The sequence below is a fragment of the Pelomonas lactea genome (assembly GCF_043555885.1).
GTDB classification, from domain to species: domain Bacteria; phylum Pseudomonadota; class Gammaproteobacteria; order Burkholderiales; family Burkholderiaceae_C; genus Pelomonas; species Pelomonas lactea.
Genome location: NZ_JBIGHX010000004.1, coordinates 466,270 through 479,194, shown reverse-complemented (window position 1 = coordinate 479,194; position 12,925 = coordinate 466,270). Strand labels below are relative to the sequence as shown.

Genomic DNA, 12,925 nt, shown 5'->3' with positions numbered 1-12,925 from the left:
CGCGGCACCTCTGCGATGACGTGGTTTTATTCGCAGATGGTCCAGTGGCACGTGCTGCTGGCCTGGTGCAGCCTCGGCCTGTTCTTCACGCGCGGGGCGCTGTTCCAGTTCGGCACGCCGCGGCTGCAGGAGCTGGCCAAGGACGCGCGGCTGCTGGTGCTGGTGTTCGGCGTCAACGCCTGCCTCGTCGTCACCGGGCTGAGCCTGTGGGGCGCCATTGGCTACAACCCGGTGCGTGACTCGTGGCTGGGCATCAAGCTCGTCGCGCTGGTGGGCTACCTGGTGTGCGGGCATTGGGCGATGAGCCAGCAGCGCCTGCATCTGCTGGGCTACTTCACGGCGCTGGCGCTTTTGATGCTCGCCATGGACCTCTCGATCAATCGAGGCTTTCTGCCCGGTTAGAATCTCGCTCGACGGGCCTCCCCGCATGGAAGCGCGCCCAACCGGGTCAGGTGGGGAACCAAGCAGCCCTAAGCGTTGCAACCAGTGCCGGGGGTAAGGCTCGTCACCCTCCCCAACAACACGCCGCTGCATCGCGGGCCGAGCGCCGGGCTGCCCCAAGCCGTCCCCCGAGGGATCGGCCAGGGCAAGGCCCCGAGGCGAGGCGTTTCAGCTTCCCGAGATGTCCGTCGACCGCACGGTCAGCGTGGTCATCCGGCCGCCTGCGGACACGCTGCCCGCCACCTCGCCTTCGCGAACGCGGCGCTCGCAGAGATCGCGGTCTTCCGGCGGCTGGGCCTGGCAGCGCCTGAGCGCGTTGGCCGCCCACTGCTCCGGGCGGTCCCCGGGCGTCGTCAGCCGCCCCTGGCGGGCCTGGGCATAGGCGGCACCCGCCTCCTTCAGGCAGACATCGCGCGGCTGGCCGGTCTGGCCCTGCAGGCAGGCGGCACGCTCACGCTCGTACTGCAGGCGCAGTGGGTCGACGTTGTTGCCGGCCTGTGCGGCCGTGACGCCCAGCACCAGCAGCGCGGCAGTCAGGCAACTTCGGTGGACGTGGTTCATGACGGTCTCCTTCAACCGCGTGCGCGCACGGGCTGGTTGTCGTTGGAGATGTAGACCTCGACGCGGCGATTCAGCGCGCGGTCGGCGGTGCTGGCGTTGCTGGCGACCGGGTAGGCCTCGCCGTAGCCGCGGGTGTCGACGCGTGCCGGGTCGACACCCTGGGCGCGCAAGGCGTCCGCCACGGCCTGCGAGCGACGCTGCGACAACGTCAGGTTGGCCTGGTCGCTGCCGACGCTGTCGGTGAAACCTTCGATCAGCACGCGGCGGTCGGGGTGCTGCTTCAGGTAGTTGGCCAGCTTGCCGATGGCGTTCTGCGCGGTGGGCTTGATCTCGGCGCGGCCGAACTCGAACAGCACATCGCCCAGCGTGACCAGCATGCCGCGGTCGGTCTGCTTGGCCTGAAGCTCGGCGAGTTCCTGCTGCAGCGCGGCGGCTTGCGCCTGCGCGGCGGCGGCATCGGCCTGCGCTGTGGCGGCCTGCTGGCGGGCGGCGTTGGCGTCGGCGCTGGCGTTGGCGGCAGCGATCTGCGCGTTGGCGGCCTGGGCCTGCGCGACGTTGGCGCGGCGGGCGTTGGCGTCGGCACGGGCGCGCTCACGGTCGGCCTCGGCAGCCTTGATGGCCTCTTCCTCGGTCGCGGCCTTGGCCAGCGCCATCGCGGTGCGGGCCTGCGTAGAGGCGATGTAGGCGGCCGAGTCGATGTCGGCCGGCGATTCACGGTTGGCGCTGAGCTCTTCGGCGCGCTTGAGCGAGTCACCGGCCTTCTTCACGTCCAGCGACGCGTACTTCAGCACAGCCGGATCGGCTTCGGCACTGCGCACGGTGCTGCGTGCCTGCTGCAGGCCGGGCGTGACGGTGGGGGCGCTGGCACAGCCGGCGAACAGCGCGGCCGCGGCGGCCAGGGTAGACAGTTGGGCAAGGGTCTTCTTCATGATGTCGCCTTTCGCAATCAGGAACGGTTGAGCTGCGCCTGCAGCTGCTGGATGCTTTCGCGCACCTCGGCAAGCGCGCGGCTGGAGCGGGCATTGCGGGCTTGCGCCTGGGCGAGCGCGGCGTCGGCCGCGGCCTCGTCGGCCAGCTGGCGCGCGGCCACGTAGTCTTTTCGGGCGGCCGCGGCGTTGGCGCGGGCCAGCTTGTCGCGGGCCGTGGCCAGCTCGGCAGGTGCCTCGGCGGCGTTGCCGGTGGCGGTGTCGACGGCGGCGTTGGCCACAGCCAGCTGTTCCTTGGGTTCGGGCGTTGATGCGCACGCTGCCAAGGCAAGCGCTGCGCCCACGGCGAGCACGGCACGGCTCTTCTTCACGATGGTTTGCGGATTCATCTGGGGCTCCTGGTTGTGGTCATGCCGGTGCGGCTGGCGGGGCCAGTCCAACCCGGTTCCTGTGCTTGCAGGCTGCGAAATCAGTATTCGCGAGCACAGGTTCACGACCCGTCGGAAGCCGGCCGCGCGCGCGGTCAGCCCCGCGCCCCACCTGCTGTGGGAATCGCCCTACGCCTCTGTCAGCTGGAGGCCTGGCGGAAGGCCATCACGGCCTGGTTGCGCAGCGTGCGCAGCAGCGACAGCTCCTTCTCGCCCAGCTGCACGGCGCCCGCCTGCGCATGGTCGGCGTAGATGAGCCCCAGCGGCGCGCCCTTGAGCATCAGCGGCAGCAGCAGAAAGCTCTGCGCCTGCAGCTCGCCCTTGAACCACACCGGCAGCCGCGCGGCGATGTTGGCGGCGCGGGCGTCCTGGATCAGCGTGTCGGCGCCCTTCAGGCACACCGCCGCCAGCAGGTCGGGCGGCTGCTGCACCAGGTCCACGCGCAGCAGCGGCGCCAGGCGCTCGACGTCCAGGCCCACGCCCAGCCGGCCGGTCAGCGTCTGGCCGCGCGCGTCACGCAGGCAGAAGATGACACGGCGCAGGTTCAGCGCGCGATAGATGGTCTCCAGGATCATGCGCAGCACGGCGTTGAGCTGGAAGCTGTTGACCATCGCGTCGGTGATCTCCTGCACGCCGGCGGCCAGCAGCTCGACAGGCGCTGCCGGCGGCGGCGGCCCGCCAAGCGCCTCGGTGCGTTCCAGCACCAGCGTGGGCGCCAGTTCGTGCGCGGTCAACGAGTCCTGCACCGACGGTGTCAGCGGCGCCAGCAGCCGCTGCGCCGGCGAGTGCTTGGGCAGGTGCAGGTCCAGCGCCTCGGTCATCTGCGTGAGGCGTTGGCGGGCCGTGTCGGCGGCCTTCTCGAAGGCGTCTGCCTGGATGCCCAATGCGCGCGCATGCCGCTGCGCCAGCGCCTTCACCTTGGCATGGGCCTGCTCGGGCGGCGTCTGCAGGATGAGGTCGGCCATGTCGTTGGCCGCGCGGGCCAGCCAGCGCTGGCGCTCGGCCGCATCGTCGATGAGCTTGACGGGCGCCTCGCCGCCGGGGCGGCGCATCGCGCGCTGCAGGCTCTCGGGCAGCCCCCATTGCCGCGCCACGCCCAGGCCCAGCGCCTCGTAGCTCATGCCCAGCACCTGGGCCGACGCAGCGGCCTCGCTGAGGGCCAGGCCGTCGTCGGCGGGGCTGACGAGGCGGCGCACGGCATCGGCCTCCTCGGGGAAGTAGAACTCGGTCAGCGTGCGCCCCAGGTGGTGCAGCATGGCGCCGAGGAAGGCCTCCTCGGCCTCGCGCTCGCTCAGGCACAGCTCGCGCGCGACGGACGCAGCCATCAGCGAACGCAGGAAGTCCTCGCGCAGCCGCTGCGCATGGCCCTTGTTCTCCATGCGCTCCAGCAGCACGAGGCTGAGCGCCAGGTTGCGGATGCCGGCGAAGCCGATCAGCGCAACCGCGCGCGACACGGTGCTGATGCCGCCGCCACCCGTGTGCCGGTAGGCCGCGGTGTTGACCAGGCGCAGCAGCTTCTGCGTCAGTGCCACGTCCTTGAGGATTTCGTTGGACAGGCTGGCCAGGCTCTCGTTCTCGGACTGCGTCAGCCGCTGGATGCGCTGGATGGCGTCGGACAGTGCCGGGAAGTCGCTCTTGTGCCGCATGCGGCGCAGCAGGAAGTCCAGCACCGGCGCGTCCTGCGCGTCGGCGTCGGGCTCGGCCACGGGGCGCAGCCAGGACGCCAGCGCATCGCGCATCTGCGTGGCGCTGGGCCAGCGGGCGTGCGGGTCACGCGCCAGGCCGCGCTGCACGATGGCACGCAGCGCATCGTCCACATCCGGCGCCAGGCCGGACGGCAGCACGAGGTCGGTCGTCTGCACGCGCTGCACGGCGCGCCAGGGGTCGGGGTCGTGGTTCAGGCGCTGGCCGCTGAGCATCTCGGCCAGCACGACGGCGGCCGCGAACACGTCCATCTGCGGGTGTGGCGGCGCGCCGGCCGCGGCCTCGGGCGAGATGTAGCCGGGCGTGCCGACGACGCGCGCCGGCACGTTGGTCGCGGGCGACACGCGGGCCGCGATGCCGAAGTCCATGACCCGCGCACGGCCACGGGCGTCGAGCAGGATGTTGCTGGGCTTGAGGTCGCGGTGCACCAGGCCGGCGGCGTGCGCGGCCGTCAGGCCGTCCAGCGCGCCCAGCATCAGCGTGACGGCCTCGGCCGCCGTCAGCCGCGGGCCGGCGCGCAGGCGCTGGCTCAGCGTGCCGCCGCTGACGTACTCGAACACGAGGTAGGAGCGCCCGCCCTGCGTGTCGGCCTCGAAGACGGGGACGATGTTGGGGTGCGTCAACCGGCTGACCGCGCGGGCCTCGTGCAGCCATTCGTCGACGGTGCCGGGCTCGGTGGCATCGACGCCGCTGGTCTTGAGCAGCTTGACGGCGACCTCGCGGTCCAGCAGCGGGTCATGCGCCAGCCAGACGGTCGCCTGCGCGCCCTCGCCCAGACGCTGCAGCAGACGGAAGCGGCCCAGCTGGGGTGGCAGGTCGTCGGTCATGGATCAGCGGCCTCAGCCGCGCCCTGCCAGGCGGCTGCGCAGCGGGCTGGGCGCGACGGCCGGCGTGGCCGGGGCTGCCGTTCTCGCGCCCGCGGGGGCCGGCGGCGTCTGCCCGGGGCGGGCTGCACCGGGGTTCAGCGCCTCCATGACCTCGCGCAGCCCCAGGCCCAGCGCCTTGGCATAGCGGCGCGTGGCGGCCTCCACGCCGGGGCGGCGGCGCGCCTCGGGCAGCGCCAGTGCGTCCAGCAGTTCGTTGGCCAGGCTGCTGGTCAGGCGCAGCGTGTCGGCGTCGCTGCGCGGCGGGTGCACGGGCGCGTCCAGCGGCTGGCGGCGGATCATCTGCAGCAGCTCGTCGCCCAGGCCCCAGTGGCGGGCCACGGCGGCGCCCAGCGCGTCCAGGTCGCAGCCCAGCACGGCGTAGGCGGCGGCCTGCTCGCTCAACGTGGGCGGGTTGGGCAGTTCCTCGGTGGGCTCGGGCGGCACCATCAGCTGGCGGATCTGCTGGGCGTCGTCCGGGAAGTGGTACTGCAGCAGCAGCCGGCCCAGGTTCTGCATGACGGTGATGAGGTAGACGACCTCGCCGTCATAGCCCGCCGGGCGCAGTGCCTGCGCGACCTGGCCGGCCTTGACGACGCGCGCCATCACCTGGCGCAGCATCTCGGCCGCCACCGGCGCCAGCGGCCCCGGCCAGGGCTTGAGCGCGTTGGCGGCCAGCTGCACGCCGTCCAGGCCGATCATCTGGATGGCGCGCTGCATGTTCAGCACCGTCTCGCCGGCATGGCCGCTGAGCTTGAGCGCGTTGTTGACGCGGCGCACCAGCTCCAGGCTGAGGGCCATGTCCTTCAGCACGAGATCGGACAGCGCGCTGGCGTGCTGCGCCTCCAGGCCCGAGCCGGCCGTGAAGCGGTGGATGCCGGTCGTCGTCGTCGGCAGGTGGCCCTGGCGCTGCAGCTTGTCCAGCAGCAGCACGATGGGGCCGCCATCGTCGTGCGCGGCGGCCTGGCGCCAGCCGTCCAGCGCGCGCCAGAAGCTGCGGGCCAGGTGGTAGCGCTGGCGCAGCTGGCGGTCGGTCGCGCGGTTGCAGATGGCGCGCAGCGGGTCGGGGATGGGGTGCGGCGTCTCCCAGCCCAGGCGCACCATCTCACGGCCGATGGGCTGCATCTGCTGCACGACGTGCTGCAGGTCGTTCTCTTCCAGCACTGGCTTGCCGCTGAGGATGCGGTTCAGCAGCAGGCCCACGCACAGCACGTCCTCCTCGGCCGACTCGCGCACCGCGCGGCGCGTCACGGCGTTGAAGTCCACCGTGGCGGGGAACACCTCCTGCGCCACCTCCAGGCCCATCAGCCGCACCTTGTCGCTGGCGTCGATGAGCAGCGTGGCGGTCTGCAGGTCACGGTGGGCATGGCCGGCCTCGTGCGCAAAGGCCAGGCCTTCCAGCAGCTGCGCCACCCAGCCGGCGGCGTCGATGGGCAGAGGCGCGGTCTGGCGGGCCAGGCGCTCGTCCAGCGTCTCACCCAAGGCGCGGTCATAGGCCACGTAAGGCCAGTTCTCGACCTGGCCGATCTCGAAAGGCGGGGCAAGGTTGGGATGCTGCACGCGCTCGGCGCCCTGGGCCATGCGCAGCCAGTGCTCCAGGGCCGGCGTGCTGTTGGGCTTCTCGCGCGGCATGCACAGCATCAGCTCCTGGCCGTGGCGGGCGTCGTAGACACGCCAGATCAGGCTGCGGGCGCTCTTGGACAACAAGGCACGCAGCTCGAAGCGGCCAAAGGTCCTCAGCGGGGTCGAAGCAGGGCTGGTGTCAGACACGGCGGGAGCGGGCAGGATGTAACCAATGCGATGGCTGCATTGGACTCCAGCCTAGAAGGGCCGGGCTTGCTGCCAAGCGTCGAAATGCGACGGATTTCCACCCGACGACCGCGCATCCACCGGCTTTCGTGCAGCAGCTCACGAGTGAGTGCGGGCTCGCATGCGCCTGGGAGCTGCCCGCCGCTGAAGGCGCCTCGCCCCCACCCGGCTCGCGCCGCCGGGGCGTCGCGCCCATCACTACCCGCACGCTCCGTTGCGCAGCGCGCGGCGGGGTTCAGAACGATTCCCAGGCTGCATCGTCCGCGATGGGCTGGGCCGGCTTGCGCACGGGCCGCGGCACGCTCGCTGGAGCGCGCGCCGACGCAGGCGCCGGCCCGGCCGGGGCGGATGCCCGCGCTGCAGGCTGCGGCACCGCCGGCGCGGGGCCCGCCGTGCGCAGCGGCAGGCTCGGCGCATCGCCGCCCATCTTGAACACGCGGACCACCTCGGCCAGGCGGTCCGCCTGGTACCTGAGGCTGTCGGCGGCCGCCGCGCTCTCCTCGACGAGTGCGGCGTTTTGCTGGGTGACCTGGTCCAGCTGCGCCACTGCCGTGCTCACCTGGCCGATCCCCAGCGTCTGCTCGGCCGTCGCGCTGCTGATCTCGCCGATGAGGTCGGCGACCCGCTTGACCTGCGACACGATGTCCTGCATGGTCGCTCCGGCCTCGCTGACCAGCCGCGATCCGTTCTCCACGCGGTCCACGCTGGTTCCGATCAGCCCCTTGATCTCGCGGGCGGCGCCGGCGCTGCGCTGCGCCAGGCTGCGCACCTCACCCGCCACCACCGCAAAGCCCCGCCCCTGCTCGCCGGCCCGTGCAGCCTCGACGGCGGCGTTCAAGGCCAGGATGTTGGTCTGGAAGGCGATGCCATCGATGACGCCGATGATGTCGGCAATCCTGCGCGAGCTGGCCGTGATCTCGTCCATGGTCATGACCACGCGGCCGACCACCTCGCCGCCACGCTCGGCGGCGGCGCTCGCGGAGGCAGCCAGCTGGTTGGCCTGCACGGCGGTATCGGCATTGTTTTTGACCGTGGCCGTCATCTGCTCCATCGACGACGCCGTCTGCTGCAGGTTGGACGCCTGCTCCTCGGTGCGCTGCGACAGGTCTGCATTGCCGGTGGCGATCTCGCTCGAGCCGGTGGCGATGGAATCCGACGCATTGCGGACCTGCGCCACCACTTGCGCCAGCGCGGCCTGCATCTCGCCCAGGCTGGCCAGCACGCTGCCACTGGGCGCCGCCGCGGCACCGATCACCTCCCCCAGATCCCCGGCGGCAACCCGCCGCGCTGCGGCACCCAGCTGCGCCGGCTCTGCCCCGAGGGCTCTGATCAGCGAGCGCGTGATGAGCAGCGCCAGCACCACGGCCAAGGCCATGGCCAGCCCCGCCAAGCCCAGCAGGAGGGCGCGGCTCTGCGTGAACGCCGCATCGGCGGCGGTCACCTGCAGCTCCCCGCTCTTCTTCAGAAAGTCGTCGTACTTGCGCGAGACGGCCACCAGTGCGGCCAGCAGCGGACGGCAGTCCGCATTCATCCTGCTGATCGCCTCATCGGCGCTGCCCGCGAGGGCCAGGTCCACGATCTTGAGCGCGACGGGCGCGTACTTGGCCTCGATGGCTTCCAACTCCGCGAACAGCCGGCGCTCCTCGTTCGTGATGCCGGCCTTGCCCACGGCTTGCTTGAGCGAGGCCATGCTCCGAGTCAAGCGCTCGTGGGCACTCACCACATCGGCCTTCTCGGCATCGCGATCGGCGGCGCGCGTGACCAGCACCAGGTTGCGTGCTGCGATGGCCCGTGCATCAGCCGCGGCCTGGATGTCCTGAGCCAGGCTGTTGCGGGCGGCGGTTTCGTCGATGTAGCGCGAGAAGTCCTCGTGGCTTCGCCCCAGCCCCCAGACCGCAAGCGCAGACACCATGAGCAGCACACCCACCACCGTGCCGAAGGCCGCGAACAGTCGCGCCCGCACGGACATTGCGTCGAGATTCATTGGCTTTTGTTCTCCATCAGATCAGATGCCCGCGTCGCAGTTGAGCAACGACTACGCACAGCGCCTTGCCGCATCGCCCGCAGGGGCGGGCTGCCGAGCACAGCAGGCGCCGTGAGGGGCGCCACTCTAGTGCGACGCATAAATTCCTTGCGGCGCAAATTTATTGGCGAGGCAGCGCAAATGTGCAATTGTTTGCAAAGCTGCTCTTCGCATCTGATCGGGGCCCCACCCTGGCGGGCCCGCCACAGGCCGGCCCGCGAGACCGACGGGCATCCTCGGCGTGCCGGCCCGCGTGACGGTGACCCCGCACCTTGGAGCGGGTGAACAACCTATCGGAACGTCACACCTAGCTCACCATCTGCGCCCAGACCTTGTCCAGCCGCTTGACGCTGACGGGCTGCGGCGTGCGCAGCTCCTGTGCGAACAGGCTCACGCGCAACTCCTCCAGCTGCCATCGGAAGTCCTCCAGCCGGGCGTCCCTCACGCCCTTGAGCTCGGCCAGTCGGCGGGTGTAGCGCTGCTCCAGCGGCTTGACCTCGCTCATCAGCTTGGCGTCTCGGGCGGGGTCTGCGCGCAGCTTGTCCAGCCGGGCGGTGATGGCTTTCAGGTACCGCGGCAGGTGCTGCAGCTGCGACCAGGGCGTGTCCAGCGCAAAGCGTTTGGGCACCAGCCGCTGCAGCTGCGCGGTGATGTCGTCACCCACGTCCTTGGCCGGGCGCGAGTCCTTGAGCTTGCGGCTGGCGTTGGCCAGCTCCTGCAGCACCGCGTGCACCGCGCGGGCCACCTCCTGGGCGATAAGGTTGAGCCGGCTGCGGCCTTCCTCGATGCGCTTCTTGAAGCTGATCGGGTCGATGGGCAGCGGGTCGCCCAGGAACGCGCGGTCCAGCGCCACGCCGATGATCTGGTCACGCAGCTCCTCGGCCGTGCCCAGGCCCATGTAGAGCACCGACATGCGCTGCAGGTCCGGGATGTTCTTTTCCAGGAACTTGAGCGGCTCCTTCAGTTGCAGCGCGATCAGGCGGCGCAGGCCGGCGCGGTGCTTGGCGGCGGCGACCTCGGGCTCGTCGAAGACTTCGATCTCGACCGCGTGGCCCTTGTCGATCAGCGCGGGGAAGCCGATCAGCGTCTGGCCGCCCTTGCGCACTTCCAGCAGCTCGGGCAGTTCGCCAAAGGTCCAGTCTGTGTAGGCCTGGGCGCTGTCACGCACGGGCTCCGGTTTCCTGACGATCTCGGCCCGCACACCCTTGCCCGCCACCGGTGCCGGCGCCGCCTTGGGCGCCTCGGCTGCGGGGAGTTTGAGCGCGGCCAGCGCCTGAAAGGCCGAGCGCGCCTGCCCGCCCAGCTCCGCCTTCAGCGCCGCCAACTGGCGGCCCTGGCCCAACTGGCGGCCGTGCTCGTCCACCACGCGGAAGTTCATGAACAAGTGGGGCGCCAACTGCTCCAGCTTGAAGTCGTTGCGCTGCACGGCGAGCTGGGTGCGCTCCTTCACTGCCTTCAGCAGCACGTCCACGAGACCGCCCTGGGCGAATGCGTTCAGCTCGATGAACTCGGCCACGAAGTCCGGCAGCGGCGTGAGCCGCGCGCGCGGCTTCTGGTGAAGGCTCTTCAGCAGCGCCGTCACCTTGGCCGCCAGCATGCCGGGCACCAGCCACTCGGCGCGCTCCTCGCTGACCTGGTTGAGCGCAAAGATGGGCACGGTCACGGTCAGGCCGTCGCGCGCGTCGCCGGGCTGGTGCAGATAGGTTGCCGCGCAGTCCACGCCGCCCAGCCGGATGACCTTGGGAAAGGCCTCGCTGGTGACGCCCGACGCCTCGTGGCGCATCAGCTCGTCCTGGCTGAGCTGCAGCAGCTTGTCGTTGCCCTTGCTGGCCTCGCGCCACCACTTCAAGAGTGTGGCGCCGGAGAACACGTGGGCGGGCAGCTTGTCGTCGTAGAAGGCGTAGATGAGCTCGTCGTCCACCAGCACGTCCTGGCGGCGCGACTTGTGCTCCAGCGCCTCCACCTTGGCGATCTGCCGGCGGTTGTGGCCGATGAAGGGCAGTTGCTTGACCAGGTCGTCCGGCAGTTCGTCGTTGACCAGGCCCTCGCGGATGAAGATCTCGCGCGCCGTCTTCGCGTCCACGCGGCCGAAATTCACCCGCTTGCCGCTGTACAGCACGATGCCGTAGAGCGTGGCCCGCTCCAGCGCCACCACCTCGGCGGCCTTCTTCTCCCAGTGCGGCTCCAGCAGCTGGGTCTTGATCAGGTGGCCGGCGATGGGCGGCAGCCATTGCGGCTCGATGTTGGCGAGACCGCGGCCGTACAGCCGGGAGGTATCGACCAGCTCGGCGGCGACGATCCAGCGCCCCGGCTTCTTGCTCAGGTGCGCACCCGGGTGGCGGTAGAACTTGATGCCGCGCGCGCCGAGGTACCAGTCCTCGTCGTCGCTCTTCTGGCCGATGTTGCCCAGCAAGCCGGCCAGCATCGAGAGGTGCACCTGCTCGTAGGTGGCCGGGCTCTGGTTGAGCCGCCAGCCATGCTCGGTGACGACGGTGTGCAGCTGCGAATGCACGTCGCGCCACTCACGCACCCGGCGCGGGCTGACGAAGTTCTCGCGCAGCAGCGCCTCGTGCTTGCGGTGGGACAGCTTGTGCTCGCCCTCCGCGCCCCGGGAGTCGCCCAGCCACTTCCAGAGCTTGAGGTAGCCCATGAACTCCGACTTCTCGTCGTCGAACTTCTTGTGCTTCTCGTCGGCGGCCTGGGCGGCTTCCTGCGGTCGGTCGCGCACGTCCTGGCCGCTCAGCGCCGACGCGATGACCAGCACCTCGGTCAGCGCGTCGCGCGTGCGGGCTTCCAGGATCATGCGGCCCACGCGCGGGTCCAGCGGCAGGCGGGACAGTTCCTTGCCCAGCGGCGTCAGTTCGTTGGCGTCGTCGGTCGCGCCCAGCTCGTTGAGCAGTTGGTAGCCGTCGGCAATCGCCTTGGGGCGCGGCGCCTCCAGAAACGGGAAGCGCTCCACGTCGCCCAGGTGCAGCGACTTCATGCGCAGGATGACGCCGGCCAGGCTCGACCGCAGGATTTCCGGGTCGGTGAACTTGGGCCGCTCGTTGAATTCCTTCTCGGAGTACAGCCGCACGCAGATGCCGTTGCTGACCCGGCCGCAGCGGCCGGCGCGCTGGTTGGCCGCCGCCTGGCTGATGTTCTCGATCAGCAGCTGCTCGACCTTGTTGCGGTAGCTGTAGCGCTTCACGCGCGCCAGACCTGGGTCGATGACGTAGCGGATGCCCGGCACCGTCAGCGAGGTCTCGGCCACGTTCGTGGCCAGCACGATGCGGCGCGCGCCGTGCGGCTCGAACACCTTGTTCTGCTCCGCCTCGGACAGGCGCGAGAACAGCGGCAGGATGTCCACGCCGGGCGGGTGGTGCTTGCGCAGCGCCTCGGCCGCCTCGCGGATCTCGCGCTCGCCCGGCAGGAAGACGAGCACGTCGCCCCCGCCCTCACGCCACAGCTCGTCCACCGCGTCGCAGATGGCGTTGTTCAGGTCGTACTCGCGGCTTTCCTCGAAGGGGCGGTAGCGCTGCTCAACCGGGAACAGACGGCCGCTCACCATCAGCACCGGCGCCGGGCCTTTGCTGGACTCGAAGTGCTTGGCGAAGCGCTCGGCGTCGATGGTGGCCGAGGTGACGATGATCTTCAGGTCCGGCCGGCGCGGCAGCAGCTCGCGCAGGTAGCCCAGCAGGAAGTCGATGTTGAGGCTGCGCTCGTGGGCCTCGTCGATGATCAGCGTGTCGTACGCCTTCAGCAGCGGGTCGCTCTGCGTCTCGGCCAGCAGGATGCCGTCGGTCATCAGCTTGACCGACGCGTCGCGCGAGAGGCGGTCCTGGAAGCGGACCTTGTAGCCCACCACCTCGCCCAACGGCGTCTTCAACTCCTCGGCAATGCGCTTGGCCACGCTGCTGGCGGCAATCCGCCGCGGCTGGGTGTGGCCGATCAGCCCGCCGCCGTTGACGCGGCCACGGCCCATCGCCAGCGCGATCTTGGGCAGCTGGGTGGTCTTGCCGGAGCCGGTCTCGCCACAGACGATGACGACCTGGTGCTCGGCCAGCGCCGCCATGATCTCGTCGCGGCGCGAAGAGACCGGCAGGCTTTCGGGGAATGAAATGGAGAGAGCCGGCTGTTGCCGGCTCTCGGGGTTCAAAGCTGTCATTGCCGCGGGATTGTCCCGCAACC

At 70.6% G+C, this 12,925-nt stretch carries 8 protein-coding genes and 1 other RNA gene; 2 read left to right on the top strand and 7 right to left on the bottom strand.

The window, feature by feature from the left end:
• Positions 1-15: 15 nt before the first annotated feature.
• Positions 16-402, top strand: a complete 387-nt coding sequence (locus tag ACG04Q_RS14860) for a SirB2 family protein (RefSeq protein WP_394511706.1) — start codon at positions 16-18, stop codon at positions 400-402.
• 10 nt (positions 403-412) lie between these two features.
• Positions 413-510, top strand: an RNA gene (gene ffs / locus ACG04Q_RS14855) — signal recognition particle sRNA small type.
• 99 nt (positions 511-609) lie between these two features.
• Here ffs and ACG04Q_RS14850 read toward each other — a convergent pair.
• The 7 genes from ACG04Q_RS14850 to hrpA all read right to left on the bottom strand — a co-directional run bounded on the left by ACG04Q_RS14850 (position 610) and on the right by hrpA (position 12,902).
• Positions 610-1,002, bottom strand: a complete 393-nt coding sequence (locus ACG04Q_RS14850; RefSeq protein ID WP_394511705.1) for a hypothetical protein — start codon at positions 1,000-1,002, stop codon at positions 610-612.
• A gap of 11 nt (positions 1,003-1,013) precedes the next feature.
• Positions 1,014-1,931: an OmpA family protein gene (locus ACG04Q_RS14845; protein WP_394511704.1), complete on the bottom strand. Its 918-nt coding sequence runs from the start codon at positions 1,929-1,931 to the stop codon at positions 1,014-1,016.
• Positions 1,932-1,948: 17 nt separating this feature from the next.
• The gene (locus ACG04Q_RS14840) at positions 1,949-2,317 is read right to left on the bottom strand and encodes a DUF4398 domain-containing protein (protein WP_394511703.1); all 369 of its coding nucleotides are present in this window, start codon (positions 2,315-2,317) and stop codon (positions 1,949-1,951) included.
• Positions 2,318-2,496: 179 nt separating this feature from the next.
• Positions 2,497-4,887, bottom strand: coding sequence for a protein kinase domain-containing protein (locus ACG04Q_RS14835; protein WP_394511702.1), 2,391 nt, complete (start codon positions 4,885-4,887; stop codon positions 2,497-2,499).
• A 12-nt stretch (positions 4,888-4,899) separates the two neighbouring features.
• The gene (locus ACG04Q_RS14830) at positions 4,900-6,693 is read right to left on the bottom strand and encodes an HDOD domain-containing protein (protein WP_394511701.1); all 1,794 of its coding nucleotides are present in this window, start codon (positions 6,691-6,693) and stop codon (positions 4,900-4,902) included.
• A 274-nt stretch (positions 6,694-6,967) separates the two neighbouring features.
• On the bottom strand, positions 6,968-8,716 hold the full coding sequence (locus tag ACG04Q_RS14825) for a methyl-accepting chemotaxis protein (RefSeq protein WP_394511700.1): 1,749 nt from the start codon (positions 8,714-8,716) through the stop codon (positions 6,968-6,970).
• Between the two features lie 346 nt (positions 8,717-9,062).
• Positions 9,063-12,902 (bottom strand): ATP-dependent RNA helicase HrpA, encoded by a 3,840-nt coding sequence (hrpA, locus tag ACG04Q_RS14820; RefSeq protein ID WP_394511699.1) that lies wholly within the window; start codon positions 12,900-12,902, stop codon positions 9,063-9,065.
• Positions 12,903-12,925 lie beyond the last annotated feature (23 nt).

What these genes read in the sequence shown, in the direction of transcription:
- hrpA (WP_394511699.1), bottom strand. Translation starts at nt 12,902, where the DNA reads ATGACAGCTTTGAACCCCGAGAGCCGGCAACAGCCGGCTCTCTCCATT.
- ACG04Q_RS14850 (WP_394511705.1), bottom strand. Translation starts at nt 1,002, where the DNA reads ATGAACCACGTCCACCGAAGTTGCCTGACTGCCGCGCTGCTGGTGCTG.
- ACG04Q_RS14840 (WP_394511703.1), bottom strand. Translation starts at nt 2,317, where the DNA reads ATGAATCCGCAAACCATCGTGAAGAAGAGCCGTGCCGTGCTCGCCGTG.
- ACG04Q_RS14860 (WP_394511706.1), top strand. Translation starts at nt 16, where the DNA reads ATGACGTGGTTTTATTCGCAGATGGTCCAGTGGCACGTGCTGCTGGCC.
- ACG04Q_RS14835 (WP_394511702.1), bottom strand. Translation starts at nt 4,887, where the DNA reads ATGACCGACGACCTGCCACCCCAGCTGGGCCGCTTCCGTCTGCTGCAG.
- ACG04Q_RS14825 (WP_394511700.1), bottom strand. Translation starts at nt 8,716, where the DNA reads ATGAATCTCGACGCAATGTCCGTGCGGGCGCGACTGTTCGCGGCCTTC.
- ACG04Q_RS14845 (WP_394511704.1), bottom strand. Translation starts at nt 1,931, where the DNA reads ATGAAGAAGACCCTTGCCCAACTGTCTACCCTGGCCGCCGCGGCCGCG.